Source organism: Streptomyces sp. NRRL WC-3618, assembly GCF_001280005.1.
GTDB lineage: Bacteria > Actinomycetota > Actinomycetes > Streptomycetales > Streptomycetaceae > Streptomyces.
Window position 1 is genome coordinate 1 of record NZ_LGDW01000449.1, and the last position, 20793, is coordinate 20793.

Annotated in this window: 17 protein-coding genes; 8 read left to right on the plus strand and 9 right to left on the minus strand. The window is 70.5% G+C overall.

The window, feature by feature from the left end; translation table 11 throughout:
- Positions 1–92: 92 nt before the first annotated feature.
- Entirely contained in the window at positions 93–695 is a 603-nt protein-coding gene (locus ADL01_RS30360) for a hypothetical protein (RefSeq protein ID WP_053745209.1), read from the minus strand.
- 133 nt (positions 696–828) lie between these two features.
- Between ADL01_RS30360 and ADL01_RS30365 the strand changes: the two genes are divergently transcribed.
- From ADL01_RS30365 to ADL01_RS30375, 3 genes are read left to right on the plus strand one after another with little or no spacing between them, the layout of a single operon-like run.
- Complete coding sequence (locus tag ADL01_RS30365) at positions 829–1902, plus strand: sialidase family protein (protein ID WP_053745210.1); 1074 nt, start codon at positions 829–831, stop codon at positions 1900–1902.
- A 37-nt stretch (positions 1903–1939) separates the two neighbouring features.
- Entirely contained in the window at positions 1940–2665 is a 726-nt protein-coding gene (npdG, locus tag ADL01_RS30370) for an NADPH-dependent F420 reductase (protein WP_053745211.1), read from the plus strand.
- 57 nt (positions 2666–2722) lie between these two features.
- Positions 2723–2929, plus strand: a complete 207-nt coding sequence (locus tag ADL01_RS30375; RefSeq protein WP_053745212.1) for a hypothetical protein — start codon at positions 2723–2725, stop codon at positions 2927–2929.
- Here ADL01_RS30375 and ADL01_RS30380 read toward each other — a convergent pair.
- The gene (locus ADL01_RS30380) at positions 2919–3719 is read right to left on the minus strand and encodes a site-2 protease family protein (protein WP_053745213.1); all 801 of its coding nucleotides are present in this window, start codon (positions 3717–3719) and stop codon (positions 2919–2921) included. The genes ADL01_RS30375 and ADL01_RS30380 overlap by 11 nt on opposite strands.
- A 198-nt stretch (positions 3720–3917) precedes the next feature.
- Here ADL01_RS30380 and ADL01_RS30385 point away from each other — a divergent pair, with 198 nt between their 5' ends.
- Complete coding sequence (locus ADL01_RS30385; RefSeq protein ID WP_053745214.1) at positions 3918–7307, plus strand: AfsR/SARP family transcriptional regulator; 3390 nt, start codon at positions 3918–3920, stop codon at positions 7305–7307.
- Between the two features lie 10 nt (positions 7308–7317).
- Here ADL01_RS30385 and ADL01_RS30390 read toward each other — a convergent pair whose 3' ends face one another.
- The 3 genes from ADL01_RS30390 to panB all read right to left on the minus strand — a co-directional run bounded on the left by ADL01_RS30390 (position 7318) and on the right by panB (position 10301).
- Complete coding sequence (locus tag ADL01_RS30390; protein ID WP_053745215.1) at positions 7318–8145, minus strand: ABC transporter permease; 828 nt, start codon at positions 8143–8145, stop codon at positions 7318–7320.
- Complete coding sequence (locus ADL01_RS30395; RefSeq protein ID WP_053745216.1) at positions 8142–9173, minus strand: ATP-binding cassette domain-containing protein; 1032 nt, start codon at positions 9171–9173, stop codon at positions 8142–8144. Before ADL01_RS30395 ends, ADL01_RS30390 begins: the two co-directional genes overlap by 4 nt.
- Positions 9174–9425: 252 nt before the next feature.
- Positions 9426–10301, minus strand: a complete 876-nt coding sequence (panB, locus tag ADL01_RS30400) for a 3-methyl-2-oxobutanoate hydroxymethyltransferase (protein WP_053745217.1) — start codon at positions 10299–10301, stop codon at positions 9426–9428.
- Between the two features lie 201 nt (positions 10302–10502).
- Between panB and ADL01_RS30405 the strand changes: the two genes are divergently transcribed.
- The 4 genes from ADL01_RS30405 (at position 10503) to ADL01_RS30420 (ending at position 15525) form a co-directional block, all read left to right on the plus strand.
- Entirely contained in the window at positions 10503–12101 is a 1599-nt protein-coding gene (locus tag ADL01_RS30405) for an MFS transporter (RefSeq protein ID WP_078960833.1), read from the plus strand.
- 120 nt (positions 12102–12221) lie between these two features.
- A complete protein-coding gene (locus ADL01_RS30410) occupies positions 12222–12869 on the plus strand; it encodes a TetR/AcrR family transcriptional regulator (protein WP_420719751.1) in 648 nt (215 codons plus the stop codon).
- A gap of 217 nt (positions 12870–13086) precedes the next feature.
- Complete coding sequence (locus tag ADL01_RS30415) at positions 13087–14136, plus strand: endonuclease/exonuclease/phosphatase family protein (protein ID WP_053745219.1); 1050 nt, start codon at positions 13087–13089, stop codon at positions 14134–14136.
- Between the two features lie 120 nt (positions 14137–14256).
- Entirely contained in the window at positions 14257–15525 is a 1269-nt protein-coding gene (locus tag ADL01_RS30420) for an MFS transporter (RefSeq protein ID WP_053745220.1), read from the plus strand.
- Between the two features lie 63 nt (positions 15526–15588).
- On the opposite strand, the gene ADL01_RS30425 is transcribed toward ADL01_RS30420, so the two are convergent.
- The 4 genes from ADL01_RS30425 to ADL01_RS30440 all read right to left on the minus strand — a co-directional run bounded on the left by ADL01_RS30425 (position 15589) and on the right by ADL01_RS30440 (position 20763).
- Positions 15589–16239, minus strand: coding sequence for a tetratricopeptide repeat protein (locus ADL01_RS30425; protein ID WP_053745221.1), 651 nt, complete (start codon positions 16237–16239; stop codon positions 15589–15591).
- 82 nt (positions 16240–16321) lie between these two features.
- The gene (locus ADL01_RS30430) at positions 16322–17821 is read right to left on the minus strand and encodes an arabinofuranosidase catalytic domain-containing protein (protein WP_053745222.1); all 1500 of its coding nucleotides are present in this window, start codon (positions 17819–17821) and stop codon (positions 16322–16324) included.
- A 439-nt stretch (positions 17822–18260) separates the two neighbouring features.
- A complete protein-coding gene (locus tag ADL01_RS30435; RefSeq protein WP_053745223.1) occupies positions 18261–18854 on the minus strand; it encodes a DinB family protein in 594 nt (197 codons plus the stop codon).
- Between the two features lie 154 nt (positions 18855–19008).
- A complete protein-coding gene (locus ADL01_RS30440; protein WP_053745224.1) occupies positions 19009–20763 on the minus strand; it encodes an NAD+ synthase in 1755 nt (584 codons plus the stop codon).
- Positions 20764–20793 lie beyond the last annotated feature (30 nt).

The following is a 20793-nucleotide window of genomic DNA, read 5'->3' on the forward strand; positions in this document are numbered from 1 at the left end:
GGGGCAACCGGTTTTCGCGGGGTGCCCTGTGTCGGGGGGTTCCGCCGGAGGCGGCGGAGATGCCGAGACGGGTGGGTTGGTGGGAAATGTTTCTACCAGCGGGAAGGGGGCGGCGCCGTCAGAACGTCCGCCAGCCTGGCCAGACGGTCACGGAAACGCCGGCGCCCCCGGGCAACAGGGACCCCGTTCTCGCCGGCCGCCGCGCTGACCAAGTGCTGGACGGTGTCCAGGTCCAGCTCCAACCCCTCCGGCACCGCCAGCGACTCATGCGCCATCGACACCAACTCCCCCTCACCCGACCCCAGCAGCAGCACCTTCGCCCCACCCCGCCGAGCGTCATGAACCCGCTCCAGCAGTGGCCCGCTCACCTCCTCCGGCGTCACCACCAGCAACGTCTCACCCCGGCGCGCCGCCTCGAGCCGGCCGAGACCGACCGGCAGCCGCCCGGGACCGGACGCCCGCGTGTCATGCCGTACGAGAGTTGGGGCCAGTTCCGGCGTCCCCGACCACGCCGCCTCGTCCACCAGATGCGCCGCCAGGTGCCACGGCTCGTACGCCGGCGTACCGACCAACAGCAAGCCGCCCCCGTACGACACCACGGACCCCCGTAACGCCCCCGCGAACCTCCGGGTCGCCCCCAACCACTCGGTCCCTGCGAGCACTTCGCGCAACAACGCGACCCGTACGGCGTCCATGACCGCGCATCCTGCCGCAACCGGCAACTCAGGGCGCTCCCTTCACCATGTTTTCGCCCAACATGGGTAAGGACACGAACCACTGCCCGTACGTGCAGTCCCCCCACTCACCGTTCTCGCCAAGGAGCCGTTCATGGCAGAGACAAGCATCCCCTTCAGGTCCGGCAAAGAGGGCTACGCCAGCTACCGCATCCCGGCCGTCGTCGCCACCCGCACCGGCACCCTGCTCGCCCTCTGCGAGGGCCGGCGCGCGTCGGCCTCGGACCACGGGCACATCGACATCGTGCTGAAACGGTCCACGGACGGCGGCCGCACCTGGGGCCCGCTCATCGTCGCCGCCGACAACGGCGTCAATCTCGCCGGCAACCCCGCCCCGGTCGTCCTCGACACCGGCCGCATCCTCCTCGTGCACATCCGCGCCGCGGCCACCGCCACCGAGAAGGACATCCTGTTGGGCAAGGTGCCGGCGGCCAAGGGGCGCCGCGTCTGGGTCAGCCACAGCGACGACGACGGCCTCACCTGGTCGTCCCTCGTGGAGATCACCGGGCAGGTGAAGAAACCGAACTGGCGCTGGTACGCCACCACCCCCGGCCACGCCGTCCAGCTGAGCACCGGCCGGGTCGTCGTCGCCGCCAACCACACGATCCCGCCCACCGGGAAAGACCTGGGCAACGAGGGCCAGTACAACAGCGGCCACTGCCTGCTCAGCGACGACCGCGGCAAGACCTGGCGCATCGGGTACATCGACGAGAACACCAACGGCTACATCAACGTCAACGAGACCACCGCCGCCGAACTCCCCGACGGGCGCGTCTACTTCAACACCCGCAACGACTCCCCGTCCCCCGGCAACCGCGCCGACGCCCACTCCACGGACGGCGGCCAGACCCTCACCAAGCCCTTCCGCCCCCAGGCCGGCCTGACCGCCCCCATCTGCCAGGGCAGCGTGCTCCAGCTCCGCGACCCCGACGTGCTCCTCTACTCCGGCCCCGCCGACCCGGAATTCCGCGCCCTGATGACCATCCGCGTCTCCACCGACGCCGGCACCACCTGGCGCCCGGCGCACACGGTGAACGGCCTGCCCGCCGCCTACTCCGACCTGGTCCGCGTCGACGCCGACACCGTCGGACTCCTGTACGAGACCGGCGACTTCAGTGCCTACGAGACGATCAGCTTCCGGCGGGTGCCCGTGACGGACCTCACCTGAGCCCATGGGTGCCCGGGCACGGACGTAAAGTCGGCCCATGACCTCTACCGACAGTGCACAGACCCCCGCCGAGACACCCGCGAAGGCTCCCGCCAAGGACCCCTGGGACCTTCCCGACGTCTCCGGGCTCGTCGTCGGCGTGCTCGGCGGGACCGGGCCGCAGGGCAAGGGCCTCGCCTACCGGCTCGCCAGGGCCGGACAGAAGGTGATCATCGGGTCGCGCGCCGCCGACCGCGCCCAGGCCGCCGCCGACGAACTCGGCCACGGTGTCGAGGGCGCCGACAACGCCGAGACCGCGCGCCGCAGCGACATCGTGATCGTCGCCGTGCCCTGGGACGGACACGGCAAGACCCTCGAATCGCTGCGCGAGGAACTGGCCGGCAAGCTCGTCGTCGACTGCGTGAACCCGCTCGGCTTCGACAAGAAGGGCGCGTACGCGCTGAAGCCGGAGGAGGGCAGCGCCGCCGAACAGGCCGCCGCCCTGCTGCCGGACTCCCGGGTCACGGCCGCCTTCCACCACCTGTCGGCCGTACTGCTCCAGGACCCGGCGATCGAGGAGATCGACACGGACGTGATGGTCCTCGGCGAGGAGCGCGCGGACGTGGAGATCGTGCAGGCCCTCGCCGGCCGCATCCCCGGCATGCGCGGCGTCTTCTCGGGCCGGCTGCGCAACGCCCACCAGGTCGAGTCGCTGGTCGCCAACCTGATCTCCGTGAACCGCCGCTACAAGGCCCACGCGGGCCTGCGCGTCACCGACATCTGAGCGGATGGGGGACACTGAACGGGTTTCCGGCAGTGTCCCCCGACAGGAGCCCACCCCATGCCCCGCCTTGCCGTCTATGCCCTGATCGTCTGCGTACTCGCCGTGGCCGCAGCCGTCGTGTCCTTCGTCCAGGGCAACTGGCTGGGGATCGTGTGGGTACTGCTGGCGGGCCTGGCGTCCAACATGGCCTGGTACTACCTCAAGCGGGGCAAGCAGGCCAAACGGGACGAGCGGGACGGGGCCCGGAACTCCGTCACCGGCTGATGGAGCAGAACTCGTTCGACCCCTGCCAGAAGCGGAACAGCTCCTGACCGCAGTACGTGTCGAACGAACCGATCCCCAGACCGCGCAGAATCGTGTCGATCACGTCGAAGAACACACTGTTCACCGGCCCGAGCCACAGCAGCGCGAACACGAACAGCAGCCCGAACGGCGCGAACGGCTCCACCTGACGCTTGATCTTGTACGACAGCCAGGGCTCGATGACCCCGTAACCGTCGAGGCCGGGCACCGGCAGGAAGTTCAGGATCGCCGCCGTGACCTGGAGCAGGGCCAGGAAAGCGAGCGCGAACCGGAAATCGCTGGGTACGCCGTCCAGCGCGTCCAGCCAGAACGGCGCCGTGCACACCGCCGCGAACAGGACGTTCGTCAACGGACCGGCGGCCGAGACCAGACTGTGCTTCCAGCGCCCCCGGATCCGGTCCCGCTCGATGAAGACGGCACCGCCGGGAAGCCCGATCCCGCCCATGATCACGAAGATCACCGGCAGCACGATGCTGAGCAGCGCGTGCGTGTAGGCGAGCGGGTTGAGGCTCAGATACCCCTTGGCCCCCACCGTGATGTCGCCCCCGTGCAACGCCGTGCGCGCGTGCGCGTACTCGTGCAGACACAGCGACACGATCCACGCGGCCGTCACGAACAGGAACACGGCGACACCGGGTTGCGCGGCGAACCCGGTCCAGGTGGCCCAGCCCGTGACCGCCGTGACGGCCAGGATCCCGACGAAGACGGGGCTGATCCGCCGGTCGCTGTTGCGGGTGGTGGCGGTGGTCATGGGGCAGGGCTCCTGAGGACTCGGCGGACAGTGCCGTATGCGACTGCGCGGGCGGGTCGACGCTACCCGTGCTCCGGAAAGAACGTCCCATCGAGGTCCGGAGGTTCCTGGAGGTTCCCGGAGATCCTGGACTTCTTCCAGTTCACACGCATGTAAACCCGCGCGCGCTCGGCGACCCTCGCCGGAGAGAATGGACCCGTGCGCTACCGCATCCTCGGCACCACCCAGGCACTCCGTCCCGACGGCACCTCCGTCCCGGTCGGCGGGGCGCGGCTGCGCGCCCTGTTGACCGTGTTCGCCCAGCGACCCGGCCGGAGCGTGCCCACGGGCGTCCTGGTGGAGGAGGTGTGGAACGGTGACGCGCCCGCCGACGCGCCGGCCGCGCTCCAGGCGCTGGTCGGCCGTTTGCGCCGGGCGCTCGGCCCCGACGCCATCGCCTCCGCCGACGGCGGCTACCGGCTGTGCGCCGTGCCCGACGACGTCGACCTGCACCGTTTCGAGCGGCTGGCCGGCGAGGGCACGCGCGCGCTGGCCGACGGTGACCCCGCCAAGGCCGCCGCCGTCCTCGACGACGCCCTGGCCCTCTGGCACGGCCCGGCCCTCGCCGACCTCCCCGACCGCACGGCGGAGGCCGCCCGCTGGGAGACCCGCCGGCTGGACGCGCGCCGCACCCGCCTCACCGCCGCCCTGGCCCTGGGCGCCGCGGAACAGTCGCTGCCCGAACTGACCGCCCTGTGCGACAGCCACCCCCTGGACGAACCCCTCCAGGCCCTCCGGCTGCGCGCCCTGCGCGACACGGGCCGCCCGGCCCAGGCGCTGGCCGCGTACGAGGACGTACGGCTGCTGCTGGCGGACCGGCTCGGCGTGGACCCGGGACCCGAACTGCGGGCACTGCACGCGGAGTTGCTGAGACCGGACGGCATACCCGAAGGCGCGCGGAGCACGGCCGCCGGCGCTGCGGGCGTGGCTTCCGCACGGGGTGGCCCGGCGCTCCGTGCGCACCGGCCCGTCGCGGCCTCCAGCACGTCCCGCACCCCACCCCAGACTCCGTCTCCACCTCCGCCCCCGGGCAACCTGCGGGCCCGCCTCACCTCCTTCGTCGGCCGGGAGGCGGACATCGAGGCCATCCGGGGTGACCTCGCGACGGCCCGGCTCGTGACGCTGCTCGGGCCCGGCGGGGCCGGGAAGACGCGCCTGTCCCAGGAGGCCGCCGAAGCCGTACGGGACGGGACGAGGGGCGTGGCACCGGACGGGGTGTGGCTGGCCGAACTCGCGCCCGTCGTCGACCCGGACGCCGTACCGGAGGCCGTGCTCACCGCCGTCGGCGCGCGCGAGACCGTGCTGCGCGGGGCGGGCGCCGAGGAGATGCGCGTCGCCTCCGCCGACCGCCACGACGACCCCCTCGTACGCCTCGCCGAGCACTGCGCGAACCGGCGGATGCTGATCCTCCTCGACAACTGCGAGCACGTCGTCGACGCCGCCGCGCATCTCGTCGCGGAGCTGCTGGTGCGCTGCCCGGGAGTCACCGTGCTCGCCACCAGCCGTGAACCCCTGGGCGTACCGGGGGAGTTGGTCCGTCCCGTCGAACCGCTGCCCGAGCCCGTCGCGCTACGCCTGCTCGCCGACCGGGGGGCCGCCGCCCGGCCCGGGTTCCGGGTCGAGGACGATCCGGAGGCCGCCGCCGAGATCTGCCGGCGGCTCGACGGGCTGCCGCTCGGCATCGAACTGGCCGCCGCCCGGCTGCGGATGCTGTCGCTGCGGCAGATCGCCGACCGGCTCGACGACCGGTTCCGGCTGCTCACCTCCGGCAGCCGTACCGTCCTGCCCCGCCAGCAGACCCTTCGAGCCGTCGTCGACTGGTCCTGGGACCTGCTCGACGCGGACGAACGGGACGTCCTGCGGCGGCTGTCCGTCTTCGCGGGCGGCTGCGACCTCGCCGCCGCCGAAGCGGTGTGCGGCCCCCTCGCGCTCGAAGTGCTCGGCTCCCTCGTCGACAAGTCCCTTGTCGTGGCGGCCCCTTCGGACGACGAGAACGGTGCGATGCGCTACCGCCTCCTGGAGACCGTCGCCGAGTACGCCGGTGAGCGCCTCGACGAGGCGGGCGTCCGCCCCGAAGCCGAGCGCGCGCACCTCACGTACTTCCGTGAACTCGCCCGGACCACCGACCCGTTGCTGCGCGGCCCCGGCCAACTCGCCGCGCTCGACGTGTTCCAGCGGGAGAGCGAGAACATCCGGGCCGCACTCCGGCACGCCGTCACCGCACGCCAGGAACAGGAAGCGCTCTGCCTCGTCCTGTCGAGCTCCTGGTACTGGCAGATGCGCGATCTGCGGCTCGCCGGCCGCAACTGGGCCCGCGAGGTCATGAACCTCGGCCCCGACCCCTTCGCCCTCCCGATCCGCCCCGCCCAGCCTGTGTGGGAGCGCTGCACGGACACCCCGCCGCCCTGGAGCGGAGAGCTCCTCGAAGAGGCCCGGCGTGGCGTCCACCTCATCCATCTCGCCTCCATGGACATGGAGTTGGAGGCCTGGCAGACACCCGAGGCCCGGCAGAAGCTGCGCGCCATCACCGAGGTCTACGAACCCGGCGCCCCGCAGACCTGCCGCTACCCCGGCCTCCTCTGGTTCTACGCCGTCATGCTCACCCGCGACATGGAGCGGCTCAGCGTCATCGTCGGTGAGTCCGTGCGCACCTGCCGCGAGGCGCAACCCGCCTACGAGTGGGAGCTCGCCGCCTGTCTCCAGATGCGCGCCAACGTCCTCGCCAACCGCAGTGACTGGGCCGGCGACGCGACCCGCGACGCCGACGAGGCGCTGGAGATCTTCCGCCGCCTCGGGGACGCCTGGGGCGCCGCCGAGGCGCTCTCCGCACGCGGCGAGGCCCATGAACGCAGGGCCGAGTACGACAGCGCCGCCGCCGACTTCCGGGACGCGATGGAACTGGCCGACCAACTCGGCGCCCGCGCCCAGAAGACCGTCCTCGCCGCCCGCCTCGGCAACGTGTTCCTGGAGGCGGGCCGCGTCGACGAGGGCGAACAGATGCTGCGCGACGTGATCGAGAAGGCCGCCGGGATGGTCAACGAAGCCATGCCCGCCGCCCGGCTCTTCCTCTCGGCCTGGCTCGGCATCACCGACCGGGTCCCCGAGGCGCGCGAGCAACTCCGGCTGCTGCGCGCGGAGTTCAGAGCCGCCTCGTTCGTCGTCTTCGACGCCTTCATCCTCGGCGCGCAGTCCTGGCTGGACGTCGCGGAAGGACGGTACGAGGACGCCCTCGGCACGACGCGACAGGCGGTGGCCCGCGCGGACGACGAGCTGTCCCGCGCCATCGCCCCCCATCTGCACTCCACCCTGCTGACCACCGGCGCCGCCGCCATCGTCGGCTTCGACCCCGTCCGTGCCCTCGACGCCGCCCGCTGCCTGGGCGCCGCCGACGGGCTGCTGCCGCCCGGCCATGTCTCCGGACGCGTGGAGCGCGAGGTCCGCACGCGTGCCGTCCGCGCGGTCCGTGCGGTGCTCGGCGACGAGGCGTACGAGGCCGCGTACGCCGAGGGCGGTCGCCTCTCCCCCGGGGAGGCGACCGCCCTCATCTGACAACCCACCGTCAGCTCTTCGTACGGAACTTGTGGATGGCGACCGGCGCCATCACCGCCGTGATGGCCACCGACCAGCCGATGGTCACCCACAGGGCGTGCGCCACCGGACCGCCCACCATCAGTCCGCGCGCCGCGTCCGCGAGCGTGGACAGCGGGTTGTAGTCGGTGAAGGTCTGGAGCCAGCCCGGCATCGACTGCGGCGGGGCGAAGATCGACGAACCGAACTGGAGCGGGAACAGCACCAGGAAGCCCATCGCCTGCACGGACTGCGCGCTCTTCATGATCACGCCCAGGGTGAGGAACACCCACATGATCGACGAGGCGAACAGCGTGGACAGGCCCACGGCCGCGAACAGGCCGACCCAGTGATGGATCTCGAAGCCGACCAGCACGGCGACGATCATCAGCACGGTGGTCGCCAGCAGCATCCGGATCAGCTCGACCGAGATCTTCGCGAACAGCACCGAGCCGCGCCCGATCGGCAGGGACCGGAAACGGTCCATGACACCGGAGTTGAAGTCCTGGCAGAACCCGGTGCCGACGCCCTGGGACAGCGTCATGCTCATCATCGCGATCATGCCGGGGATCACGTACTGCACATACCCGTCCTGCCCGCCGCCCAGAGCCTGCCCGATCGAGCCGCCGAAGACGAACACGAACAGCAGGGTGAAGATGATCGGCATCAGCAGGGCGTCGGCCATCGACTCCGGGTCCTGCCTGATCCACAGCAGGTTGCGGCGGACGAGGGCGCCGGTGTGGCGCAGATGCCCGCGCAGCGGGATACGTCCGTCGTCCTGGATGTCCTTCACGGGCGCGGTCACGGTCGCGGCGCTCATACGGCGACCTCCTCTCGGGTGTCGGTGGGCGCGGTGTCTTCCTGCGGGGCACTGGCGCGGTGGCCGGTGAGGGACAGGAACACCTCGTCCAGGCTGGGCAGTTCGGTGGAGATCGAGGCGATCGTGATTCCGCGCGCGATGACCGCGCCGGTCACGGCGGTGAGCTGCTCGTCGCTCAGGATCGGCACCAGGACGCTGCCCGTCTCGGCGTCCACGGCCGTGGTGGCGAGACCGGTGATGCCGAGGTCGTCCAAGTCCCGGGCCAGCGGACGCAGTTGCAGCGGATCGGCCGGGCGGATCCGCAGGGTACGGCCGCCGACCCTCGCCTTCAGCTCGTCGATCGCGCCGCCGGCGACGACCTTCCCCCGGTCGATCACGGCCAGCTCGGAGGCGAGTTGCTCGGCCTCCTCCATGTACTGGGTGGTGAGCAGCACCGTCACGCCGTCGCCGACCATGCGCTTGACCTCGCTCCACACCTCGTTGCGGGTGCGGGGGTCGAGACCGGTGGTGGGCTCGTCGAGAAAGAGGACGAGGGGCCGGCCGATCATCGAGGCCGCCAGGTCCAGCCGCCGCCGCATACCGCCGGAGTACGTGCTCGCCGGCCGCTTGGCCGCGTCGGTGAGCGAGAAGCGCTCCAGCAGCTCGTCGGCCCGGGCGCGGGCGTCCTTACGGGGCAGGTCGAGGAGCCGCCCGATCATGTACAGGTTCTCCCAGCCCGGGAGCTTCTCGTCCACGGAGGCGTACTGACCGGTGAGACCGATCACCCGGCGCAGCTGCCGGGGCTGGCGCAGTACGTCGTACCCGGCGACGGTCGCCTGCCCCGAGGTGGGCTGGATCAGGGTGGACAGGATGCGTACGAGGGTGGTCTTGCCGGCGCCATTGGGCCCGAGCACCCCGAGTACGGTGCCTTCCCGGACGTCCAGGTCGACGCCGTCCAGCGCCTTGGTCTCGCCGTAGTGCTTGACCAGCCCCCGCACGGAAACGGCACTCGTGGCCCCGGGTACGGGGTGGTTGTCGATTCGCGTCATGCCCCGACCCTGACACCCCCCACCGACAAACCACCGACAGCCCACCTACACCGGCACCCCCAGCCCGTCTGGCGTTTGAGGACGAGCGCTTTCGGCGCGAAGGGGGGTCTGGGGGCACAGCCCCCAGAAACAGGATGGGACGGGTAGGGGCGGCGGGGGCGAGAAACAAAGGCCGCAGCCCGCCGATGGGGGAGTCGACGGGCTGCTCTCGTGCCGCAGTGGCTCAGTGGGCTCCGTAAACCCAGTGGAACGTCAGTGCACCGAGTGCTCCTCCAGCGGGAACGCCCCGCTGGTCACATCCTCCGCGAACGCCTTCGCCGCGTTCCCCATGACCTCACGCAGATCCACGTACTGCTTGACGAACTTCGGCACCCGCCCCCCGGTGAGCCCCATCATGTCCGTCCACACCAACACCTGCGCGTCCGTCGACGCCCCCGCCCCGATCCCCACCGTGGGAATCTGCAGCGTCCGCGTGACCTCGGCTGCCAGCTCCGCCGGAACCAGCTCCAGCACCACCGCGAACGCCCCCGCGTCCTGCACGGCCTTCGCGTCCCGCAGCAACTGCTGGGCGGCCTCCTCGCCGCGCCCCTGCACGCGGTAGCCCATGGCGTTCACGGACTGGGGGGTCAGCCCGATGTGGGCCATCACGGGGATGCCGGACTCGACCAGCAGCTCGATCTGGCGGTGCGAACGCTCCCCGCCCTCCAACTTGACGGCCCCGACCCCGGCCTCCTTCACCAGCCGCGTCGCGGAGCGCAACGCCTGCACCGGACCCTCCTGGTAGGAACCGAAGGGCAGGTCGCCGACGATCAGCGCCCGGCTCGTACCCCGGACGACCGCCGCCGACAGCATGGTCATCTCGTCGAGGGTGACGGGTACGGTCGACTCGTAGCCCAGGTGGCAGTTGCCCGCCGAGTCGCCGACCAGCATGACCGGGATACCGGCCTCGTCGAAGACGGACGCGGTCATCGCGTCGTACGCGGTGAGCATGGGCCACTTCTCGCCGCGTTCCTTGGCGGCGGTGATGTCCCGGACGGTGATGCGGCGTGTGCCCTTGCCTCCGTACAGCGCGTTCGTCGCGTGGGTGCTGCCGGCGGAGGTCTGCTGGGCAGGCTGAAGCTGCGTCATCGCAACTGCTCCTTCACGTCATCTCGAGGCACCCTGACGGCGTCCCCGGATCACGTCCATGGTGGCACCTCTCGTCCGGGGACGGCTAGTGGACGGCCGTGGAGGGCTCCCTGTGTGCTGAAGATCTCCCGACCGTAAGGTCTGGGTAAAGAGATTCGATACGAGACGGTCTCGTATCGAAATAGGCTTAGGCTTGCCGGCATGACTACTCCTGCCGGCCCATCCACCCCCGGCCCCCGGATCCCCGAGGCCGTGCATCGGCGCCGCTGGGCGATCCTCGGTGTGCTCATGCTCAGCCTGCTGATCGTGGTGCTCGACAACTCCATCCTCAACGTCGCCATCAAGACCATCTCCACCCCCGCCCCGACCGGCCTGGGCGCCACCCAGAGCGAGCTGGAGTGGGCGATCAACGCCTACACCCTGGTCTTCGCCGGCCTGCTGTTCACCGCCGGCATCCTCGGCGACCGGCTCGGCCGCAAGAAGGTGCTGCTCGGCGGCCTCGCCGTGTTCGGCATCGGCTCCGCCCTCGCCGCCTCCGCCGGTTCGCCCACCGAGCTCATCGTCTTCCGGGCGCTGATGGGCCTCGGCTCCGCCTTCGTGATGCCCGCCACCCTCGCCGTCCTCATGAACGTCTTCGAGCGCGAGGAGCAGCCCAAGGCCATCGGCATCTGGGCCGGCGGTGTCGGCCTGGCCATCGCCATCGGACCGATCACCGGAGGCGTCCTCCTCGCCCACTTCTGGTGGGGCTCCGTCTTCCTCATCAACGTCCCGATCGTGATCATCGCGCTCGTGCTGATGACGGTCCTGGTGCCCGACTCCCGCGACCCGAGGCCCGGCCGTATCGACCCCGTGGGGGTCCTGCTGTCCGTCGTCGGGCTCGTGCTGCTGGTCTACGGCATCATCAGGGGCGGCCAGCTCGCCGACTTCACCGACCCGCAGGTGCTGGGGACCATCGGCGCCGGTCTCGCCGTACTCGTCGGCTTCGTGCTGTTCGAGAAGCGCAGCGACCATCCGTCGATCGACGTGACGTACTTCCGCGACAAGACCTTCTCGGCGGCGATGTCCGTCATCGCGCTCGTCTTCTTCGCGCTGATGGGCGTGACCTTCTTCTCGGTCTTCTACACCCAGAGCGTGCGCGGCTACTCGCCCCTCCAGACCGGTCTGCTGATGCTGCCGCTGGCCGCCGCCCAGCTGATCTTCGCGCCGCGCGCCCGGCTGGCCGTCGACCGTTTCGGCAACCGGGCCACGACCACCGCCGCCATGCTCCTGATCGCCGCGACGCTCGCCTCGTTCGCCTCGTTCGAGACCGACACCCCGATCTGGCTGCTGGAAGTCGTCTTCTTCCTCATGGGCACCGGCATGGCGCACATCATGACGCCGACCAGCGTCGTCATCATGCAGGCCCTGCCCCGCGAGAAGGCCGGCTCCGCCTCCGCGCTCAGCAACACCTTCCGCCAGGTCGGCGGCGCGCTCGGCATCGCCGTACTCGGCTCGGTCCTCTCGGCGGCCTACCGCAGCGACATCGAGGACAAGCTCGGCGCGCTGCCCGCCGACGTACGGCACACGGCGGGCGAGTCCATCGAGGCCACGCTCGGTGTCGCCGCCAGGCTCGGCCCCCGGGGCGACGCCCTGGTCGCCCCGGCCAACGACGCGTTCCTGCACGCGATGCACCTCACCGCGCTGTGCGGCGCGGGCGTCGCCGTCGTGGGCGCCCTGGTCGTCGCCCTGTGCCTCCCGGGCCGCCCGCCCGCACCCCAGGAGGGCGAGGAGAAGCCGCAGTTGGCGTCGGCCGACCGCTGAACGAAGGGGAGAATCGAGGCAGTAGGCAGTAAGCGTCGAGCAGCGCGTAGTACGCAGTACGAAGTACCCGACGCGTGGTACGTAGTACGCCGTACGTAGGACACGAGAGGAGCAGGTCGCGTGAACCTCGCGGACGACCTGGCCGACGGGACCGCCGTCGATCGGCCCGCCACCGATCGCGGCAGCGCCCGTGGCCGCCCCCGGAGCGAAGCCGTGGAGCGCTCCATCATCGAGGGCGTGATGCAACTCCTCGAGGAGGGCGTGCCGTTCGCGGACGTCTCCATCGAGCGGGTGGCCCGTACCGCCGGTGTCGGCAAGGCCACCATCTACCGCCGGTGGCCGGGCAAGGAGGAGCTCTTCGTCGACGTCATGCGCGTCATGGAGCCCGCCGACCCCGAGCTGCCCGGCACCTCGGTCCGCGACGACCTGGTCGTCCTGCTGGAGGCGCTGCGCCGGCGCGGGCTGGCCCACCGATCCTCGGCGTTCCTGCACAACGTCCAGGCCCAGATGAAGAGCAGCCCCAGGCTCTGGGCCGCCTACCACGCCACCGTCATCGAGCCGCGCCGGCTGCTCGGCGCGGAGATCCTGCGGCGCGGCCAGCGCAACGGCGAGGTGCGCCCGGACATCGACGTCACGATGATGTACGACCTCTTCCTCGGCCCCATGCTCCTGCGCGCCGTACTGCGCACCGACGCGGATCTGCCGGAGGGCCTCGCGGAGCAGATCGTCGACACGCTGCTGCAAGGTCTGCGGCCACTCGCCCCATAAGCGGGAATTCGTACGCCTGTCTGGTCGATTGGCGCGCGACTGTGCGTGTTTCGTCACAGAGGACCGTCTGCGGAGAACAACCGGAACTGGTCGCGCCGACTTGTTCGTCATCGTCCCCGTACGGCCGTCATGGGACGGCGAGATCGGAACCGATCATCCCCTAGGGTCTTAGGCGCGGGGGACGGACGGTGAGCACGGCAGGTTGTGAGGCGGCGGTATGGCCCAGCAGGCGTACATGACGGATTCGGACAACGGAGGCTCGGGACCCGAGCGCCGGGGACCCCGGCTCCGGCGCCTGACGAACCGACTGGCCGCGGGCTGGCGGGGTGATCCGAGAATCTGGCGGCGAGGCCTGATCACGGCGGCGCTGGCCATACTCCTCGCCCTGGTGATGGCGCTGCACGCGCAGATCCCCAACCGGATCGGCAACCTCGGCAGCCTCAGTGAGACGTTCCTGCCGTGGTTCGGCATCGTCGCCGTACCGCTGCTGCTGATCGTCGCGCTGGTCCGGCGCTCGGCGACCGCGCTGATCGCGGTGACGCTGCCCACGGTGGTCTGGTTCAACCTCTTCGGCGGGCTCCTCGGCAGCACCGCCGGGGCCGGCGGTGACCTGATGGTGGCCACCCACAACGTCAACGCGGAGAACCCGGACCCGTCCGGCACCGCGCGCGATGTGGCGGGCTCGGGCGCCGATGTCGTCGCCCTGGAGGAACTGACGCTCACGGCGGTCCCGATCTACGAGAAGGCGCTCGCGTCGACGTACAAGTACCACTCGGTGCAGGGCACGGTCGGCCTGTGGAGCAAGTATCCGATCAGTGCCTCCCACCCGGTGGACATCAAGCTGGGCTGGATCCGCGCGATGCGCGCCACCGTGGCGACCCCGGAGGGACCGGTCGCGGTGTACGTCGCCCACCTTCCGTCGGTGCGCGTGAAGATGGAGGCCGGGTTCACGGCCCGCCAGCGCGACAAGAGCGCGAACGCGCTGGGCGAGGCGCTCGACGACGAGAAGCTGACCCGCAAGATCCTCCTCGGCGATCTCAACGGCACGATGAACGACCGCGCGCTCAACGCCGTCACCGCCCAGATGCGTTCCACGCAGGGCGCCTCGGGCAGCGGGTTCGGGTTCAGCTGGCCGGCGTCGTTCCCGCTGGCGCGGATCGACCAGATCATGGTGCAGGGCGTGGAACCGGTCAGCTCCTGGTCACTGCCGCGCACGGCGAGCGACCACCTGCCGATCGCGGCGCGGGTGAGGATTCCGGCCGCGTGAGCGCATCGGCAACGGGTTCGTAACCCGGGGGAATAGGGGGCTGGGCACACTTTGTTCCGTACTTGAACATAAACTGTACGGACCTACGCCCCGCCGCACCCTTCGAGAGGCCCCGCTCTGATGTCCCGGCCCACGCCGACCTCCCTGTCCGCCCCCGCGCGCAGGGCCACGCCCCTGGCCCTGCTCGCCCTCGCCGTGGGTGCTTTCGGCATCGGCACGACCGAGTTCGTGATGATGGGCCTGCTGCCCGACGTCGCGGACGACCTGGGCGTCTCGATCCCGTCCGCCGGGCACCTGGTCTCGGCGTACGCGCTGGGCGTCGTCATCGGCGCCCCGCTCCTCGCCGCCCTCACGGCCCGGCTGCCGCGTCGCAAGGTCCTGATCGGCCTGATGGCCCTCTTCGTGGCGGGCAACGCGCTCTCCGCGTTCGCACCGGACTACGACTATCTCCTGGCCGCCCGCTTCCTGAGCGGACTGCCGCACGGCGCCTTCTTCGGGGTGGGCGCGGTGGTGGCCACGAACATGGCCGCCCCGGAGCGCAAGGCCCGCTCGGTGTCGCTGATGTTCCTGGGCCTGACGGTCGCGAACGTGCTCGGCGTCCCGGTGGCGACGGCGATGGGCCAGCAGCTGGGCTGGCGGGCGACCTTCCTCGGCGTGAGCGTGATCGGCGTGGCGGCGATAGCGGCCCTGGCACTGCTGATACCGCACGACCGCGCGGCGGCGCCGGTGGCGGGCCTGCGCGGCGAGCTGGCCGCCCTGCGTTCCCTGCCGGTCTGGCTGGCCCTCGGTACGACGGTGGCGGGCTTCGGCGCCCTCTTCTCCGCGTACAGCTACATCACTCCGATGCTCACCGACTCCGCCGGGTACGCCGACTCCAGCGTGACCCTGCTGCTGGCCCTGTTCGGGGTCGGCGCGACGATCGGCAACCTGGTGGGCGGCCGGCTCGCGGACCACGCGATGCGGGGCACCCTGTTCGGCGGCCTGGTGTCGCTGATCGTGGTCCTGGGCGCGTTCCCGCTGCTGATGAGTACGGCGTGGAGCGCGGCCCTGGCGGTCACACTGCTCGGCGTGGCGGCGTTCGTCACGGGCTCGCCCCTCAACCTGATGGTGATGGAGAGGGCCTCGGCGGCCCCGTCCCTGGCGTCCTCGGCGAACCAGGCGGCCTTCAACATGGCCAACGCGGGCGGAGCGTGGATCGGCGGCCTCGCCCTGGCGGCCGGCTTCGGCACGACGTCCCCGGCCCTCGTGGGCGCGGGTCTGGCGGCCCTGGGGCTGGGCGTCGCGGTGGTCGCGTACGTGGTCGACCGGCGCCGGGCGACTCCGTCGGCCGGGCGGGAGCGTGTGGTGGCGTCGCATGTGCCCGCGCGGGCGGAGCCGGTGCACCACTGAGGGGGCGAGCCCCTGGCCCCCTGTCCGCCCCCTGCCCGTTCGGTTACGGAGCGCCCTCGGACCTCACGGCAGGTCGAGCTCCTCGCGTGCTCCCGCCACCCACCGCAGCACACCGTGGGAGCCGGTGCTCTCGGCGACTTCCATCGCTTCCTTGAGCAGCGCCGCCGCGTCGTCCCGCCGCTCCTGCTGGGCGGCCAGGTAGGCAAGCCCGATCAGGTTCGCCGCCACCCCCGGCAGGAATCCCAGTTCCCTGCGCAGGCGGGTGGACTCCTCGAAGCGGGCGCGGGCCTCGTCCAGCCGGCCGCCCATGTGATCGACGAAACCGAGGTGCCGCAGGGCATAGGACGTCGTCAGCCGGTCGCCGGCCCGGGTGGCGAGGCCGAGAGCCCGTTCGAAGTGGGGGACGGCGGCCTCGTTGTCGTCGCGGACCACCTGGTGGAAGGTGCCGACCCAGAACACCGCCTCACCCTCGCCCCGTACATCCCCGAGCCGCCCGTACAGCTCCGCCGCGCGCTCGAAGAGCTCCAACTCCCGCGCGTCCTCCGCCCGTTCCTCCAGGAAGCGCGCGTGGATCACCTTGCCGCGGGCCAGTGCGAGGTCCGCCTCGGCCGCGTCGAGGTTCCGGTCGGCGGACGTCAGGGCACTACTCTCGCCGCCGAACACGGCACGCTCGTAGAGGAGTTCCGCTTGCTCTATGCGTTCGTCGGCAGTCATGCCGTGAGCGTACCGAGCGCGGCCGAAGGCCTGCCGGGGCTGTGGATGCCCGGCAGGCCTTCGACGTGGAGCCGATCGCGCCTCAGGGGGCGATGTCCCACTGCTGGCAGGTGTTGTCGAGCTGCTGCCACTGGCGGACCGCGGTGCCGTTGGCCTGTCCGCAGTTCGCCACGTCCAGCGTCATGCCGGTGTTGACGTTGGTGATCGTGTAGTGGCTGCCCACGTGGGTGACGTCCCACTGCTGGCAGCGGTTGTCGAGCGACGCCCACAGCTGGACGGCCGTGCCGTTGGACTGACCGCAGTTCTTGTCGTCCAGGACCGTGCCGCTGTTGACGTTGGTGATGGTGTAGTGGCCGTTGCCCGCACCGGCGAACTTCCACTGCTGGCAGGTGTTGCCGAGCGAGGACCAGATGTCGATCGACGTCCCGTTGGCGGTACCGCAGTTCACCGCGTCCAGGACCTTGCCCGAGTTGGTGTTGGTCAGCCGGTAGGCGGTGCCGGCGACGGGGAAGCCGGCGGCCGGGGTGGTGTAGCCGACGGAGGTGATGTTGGCCTGTACGGCGTTGTCGGCGGCGTCGGTCGGGTAGCCGGCGGTCATGACGCCCTCGAAGAAGGAGCCGTCGGAGCCGTTGCTGTTGTCACCGCCGGTGCCGAGGACGATGGCGCCCTCTTTCTGCATCGGCGTGTATCCGCCCAGGTTGGGCAGCGCACCGTCGTACCAGGTGGTCAGCGCCCCTGACTGCGCGTTGCCGCCCTTGATCGCATAGGTCGTCGTGCCGTTGTTCTTGAGCAGCGCCGTGACGAACTCACTGCTGTTGCCGGTGTTGCTCGGGTGGGACCCGTTCGCCCCGAAGAAGAGCCCGTTCTCGAGGTCGGCCTCGACCCAGGGGCCCGATCCGGCGCCGGAACACGAGAACCAGCACTCCGTACCGAAGTTGAGCGCGTCCATGTGACCGTTGCCGGTGTCGTTGCCCGACGTCTCGGCGTTGCCGTAGTCGAAGCAGCACCGGTTGTTCACATGGTGGCCGCTGGTCACCATGTACATGCCCTCAGGCTTGCTCCCGGTGGCGACGCCCGTCGTGCTGTTGTCGCGGTAGCCGACGCCGGCCGACACGAAGATCCCGTAGGCCGCGTGCCCGCCCACTGTCACCGGCAGCGCGTTGGCGATGGCGCCGACGTCCTGCCCGCCGTTGCCGCCGGGGCCCTCGACGGTGAGGTTGTTGTGCTGGGGGCTCTGGTCGTAGAGCTGCGTGATGACGCAGGTGGTCCCGGAACAGAAGGAGTCCTGCGCCGCCGCGTTGGCGTAGCCGCCCGCGGAGAGGGTGCCGATGTTGGTCGTCGCGGAGTCCGAGGCCCGCTTGACCTGGTAGAGGGCGCCGCTGTACGAGGCGTAGAGGGCGCGCGTGGTGCTGTGCGCGGCGACGCAGGGGGTGCCGGCGGCGGCGTAGATGTCGCACGGGAGCGAGGTGGCGGCCTGCGACGGACCGGCGCCGCCGACCAGAAGGCCGGCGAGCACCGCGACGGTCGCGCCGACCGAGAGAAGTATTCCTCTCAGGCGCTGACGACGTGAAAGAGAAATCATCGTTGATCTCCGTTTCTCAAGGGCAAGGCAAATAACCGAAGATGCCGCTGCCCGAATGATCTGAAGGGGGTGGAAACTTCGGCGAGGGCGGGGGGAATGCACCTCTGCCTGACGGTGGATCAGGATTGTGGGCGATAACAGTTGTGAAGCTCAGAAGGAGGCTGTGGTACGGGACTTCAGGGCGAGCCGGGCATATCTGGAGGTCAGGTGGTCGCCAGTATGGCTCCGGCGTGAAGTTGCGTCAACGTTTCCGGCGTGAGTCGTATGCGAGCGCTAACAACTCGTCAAGCGCGGACCAATAGGTCGTCAAATTTCCGCGCCGAAAAGGGGTGTGGGGAAATTCGGTCGAGATGTCGAACGGGTTGTGGTCGACATGCCGAACCGAATGAATTGCTCGATATTCCGAACGAGCAGGGGAGCGGGTGGTCGACAAGTTCTGTCAGGGCCTCTGAGTCTTGGCCGGCGCGGCCGATCTGGCGGCCTGTTCGATCTTCGCGCGGTAGGCCGCACGGGCTTCCTCGTCGATCTGCTGCTCGTGTTCGGCGCGCACCCCGGTCCGGCCGTCGAGGCCCTCGCGCAGGATGTCGGCGTGCCCGGCATGCCGGATGGACTCGCCGAGGACATGGACCATGATGGCGAACAGGTTCGTGTTGGGATACGGCTCCGGCCACCACGGCACGTGGCCGGGGGCGTCGAGGGGAAGCTCGTTGATCGTCGCGTCCGAGTGTTCCCATGTGCGCCGGTAGAACCCGATGATCTGATCGCGGGTCTCGTCCTCGGCTGCCCACAGATCGCTGCCGTCGGAGTCCTGCCACCGGGGCAGCGGTTCCGGGGAAGGTCGGTCGAAGACCTCGCCGAAGTACCTGGCCTCGACGGTGGCCACGTGTTTGACCAGGCCGAGGAGGTTGGTCCCGGTCGCTGTCAACGGCCGACGGGCGTCGTAATCGGACAAGCCGTCGAGCTTCCAGAGCAGCGCCTGGCGGTCCCGCCGCAGTCTCCCGTGCAGGTTGTCTTTCGCGAATTCGTCGATCATGCGGAATGAGCCTGCCATGGGCTGCTCGTGGTCCTCAAGATCGCGTACGTGGTCCGCAACGACTGGCAGAGCCGAGGTCTGCTCGCCAGTCAGGGAGGCGGGGAAGATCCGCCCCCCTGTAGCGCGGGCGTGACCGTCGCGCCCGGCGCAGCCCCTACACCGACTCCCGCCACCCATTCGTGATAGGCAGCCGCCGGTCCTTCCCGAAGCCCTTCGCCGAGATCTTCGTGCCCGGCGGGTACTGGCGCCGCTTGTACTCCGCCGTGTCCACCATCCGCAGCACCCGAGTCACCAACTCCGCGTCGTACCCGGCCGCCACGATCGCGTCGGCACCCGAGTCGCGGTCCACGTAGAGCTCCAGGATCCCGTCCAGTACCGGATAGTCCGGGAGGGAATCCGTGTCGATCTGCCCCGGGCGCAGCTCCGCGCTCGGCGGCTTCGTGATCGAGTTCTCCGGGATCGGCGGAGTCTGCCCCCGTTCCACGGCCGCGCGGTTGCGCCACTCGGCGAGGCGGAAGATCGACGTCTTGTACACGTCCTTGATCGGGCCGTACGCGCCCACCGAGTCGCCGTACAGAGTCGAGTAACCCACCGCCAGTTCCGACTTGTTGCCCGGCGCCAGCACGATGTGCCCCTCCTCGTTGGAGATCGCCATCAGCATCGTGCCTCGCAGGCGGGACTGGAGGTTCTCCTCGGCCAGGCCGGTGAGGCCCAGCGAGCCCATGTACGCGTCGAACATCGGCTCGATCGACACCGTACGGAAGTTGAGGCCCGTGCGCCGGGCCAGTTCCTCCGCGTCGCCGATCGAGTGGTCGGAGGAGTACTTCGACGGCATCGCCACGCCGTACACGTTCTCCGCGCCCACCGCGTCGCACGCGAGCGCCGCGACCAGCGCCGAGTCGATGCCGCCGGACAGGCCGATCAGCACCGACCTGAAGCCGTTCTTCGTGGCGTACGCGCGCAGGCCCACCACCAGCGCCGAGTACATCTCCTCGTCGTCGTCCAGACGCTCCGCGTACGCGCCCGTCAGCTCGGGCTCGTACGCCGGAAGCGCTTCCTCGGACAGGACCACGCGGTCGATGCGCAGGCCGTCGTCGACCACGCCCGTCGGGGCGTCGGCCAGGGCGGCCGGCAGCTCCAGGTCCAGGACCACGCAGCCCTCGGTGAACTGCGGGGCCCGTGCGATCACCTCGCCGTCCTTGTCGACGACGATCGAGTCCCCGTCGAACACCAGCTCGTCCTGGCCTCCGACCATCGCCAGGTAGGCGGTCGTGCAGCCCGCCTCCTGGGCGCGCTTGCGGACCAGTTCCAGCCGGGTGTCGTCCTTGTCGCGCTCGTACGGGGAGGCGTTGATCGAGAGCAGCAGGCCCGCCCTCGCGGAGCGCGCCGCCGGGACCCGGCCGCCGTCCTGCCAGAGGTCCTCGCAGATCGCGAGCGCCACGTCGACGCCGTGCACGCGCAGTACGGGCATGGTGTCGCCCGGCACGAAGTAGCGGAACTCGTCGAAGACGCCGTAGTTCGGGAGGTGGTGCTTGGCGTACGTCAGGAGCACCTCGCCGCCGTACAGGACCGCGCCCGCGTTGCGCGGGGAGCCGGCCGGGCGGCCGAACTTCGGCAGGTCGGTCTCGGACCGGTCGAGGTAGCCGAGGACCACCGGCAGCTCGCCGAAGCCCTCGTCGGCGAGGCGCGCGGCGAGAGAGCGCAGGGCCGCGCGGGACGCCTCCACGAAGGAGGAGCGCAGGGCGAGGTCCTCGACGGGATACCCGGTCAGCACCATCTCCGGGAACGCCACCAGGTGCGCTCCCTGCTCGGCGGAGTGCCGGGTCCAGCGGAGGACCGAGTCGGCGTTCGTGGCGAGGTCGCCGACGCGCGAGTCGATCTGGTTCAGGGCGAGACGTAGTTGAGGCACGCCGCCAAGTGTAATCGTCAATGCGACGCG

Excerpts from the sequence above, each read along its gene's own strand:
- ADL01_RS30360 (WP_053745209.1), bottom strand. The coding sequence starts at position 695 with ATGGACGCCGTACGGGTCGCGTTGTTGCGCGAAGTGCTCGCAGGGACC.
- ADL01_RS30365 (WP_053745210.1), top strand. The coding sequence starts at position 829 with ATGGCAGAGACAAGCATCCCCTTCAGGTCCGGCAAAGAGGGCTACGCC.
- npdG (WP_053745211.1), top strand. The coding sequence starts at position 1,940 with ATGACCTCTACCGACAGTGCACAGACCCCCGCCGAGACACCCGCGAAG.
- ADL01_RS30375 (WP_053745212.1), top strand. The coding sequence starts at position 2,723 with ATGCCCCGCCTTGCCGTCTATGCCCTGATCGTCTGCGTACTCGCCGTG.
- ADL01_RS30380 (WP_053745213.1), bottom strand. The coding sequence starts at position 3,719 with ATGACCACCGCCACCACCCGCAACAGCGACCGGCGGATCAGCCCCGTC.
- ADL01_RS30390 (WP_053745215.1), bottom strand. The coding sequence starts at position 8,145 with ATGAGCGCCGCGACCGTGACCGCGCCCGTGAAGGACATCCAGGACGAC.
- ADL01_RS30395 (WP_053745216.1), bottom strand. The coding sequence starts at position 9,173 with ATGACGCGAATCGACAACCACCCCGTACCCGGGGCCACGAGTGCCGTT.
- panB (WP_053745217.1), bottom strand. The coding sequence starts at position 10,301 with ATGACGCAGCTTCAGCCTGCCCAGCAGACCTCCGCCGGCAGCACCCAC.
- ADL01_RS30405 (WP_078960833.1), top strand. The coding sequence starts at position 10,503 with ATGACTACTCCTGCCGGCCCATCCACCCCCGGCCCCCGGATCCCCGAG.
- ADL01_RS30415 (WP_053745219.1), top strand. The coding sequence starts at position 13,087 with ATGGCCCAGCAGGCGTACATGACGGATTCGGACAACGGAGGCTCGGGA.
- ADL01_RS30420 (WP_053745220.1), top strand. The coding sequence starts at position 14,257 with ATGTCCCGGCCCACGCCGACCTCCCTGTCCGCCCCCGCGCGCAGGGCC.
- ADL01_RS30425 (WP_053745221.1), bottom strand. The coding sequence starts at position 16,239 with ATGACTGCCGACGAACGCATAGAGCAAGCGGAACTCCTCTACGAGCGT.
- ADL01_RS30430 (WP_053745222.1), bottom strand. The coding sequence starts at position 17,821 with ATGATTTCTCTTTCACGTCGTCAGCGCCTGAGAGGAATACTTCTCTCG.
- ADL01_RS30435 (WP_053745223.1), bottom strand. The coding sequence starts at position 18,854 with ATGATCGACGAATTCGCGAAAGACAACCTGCACGGGAGACTGCGGCGG.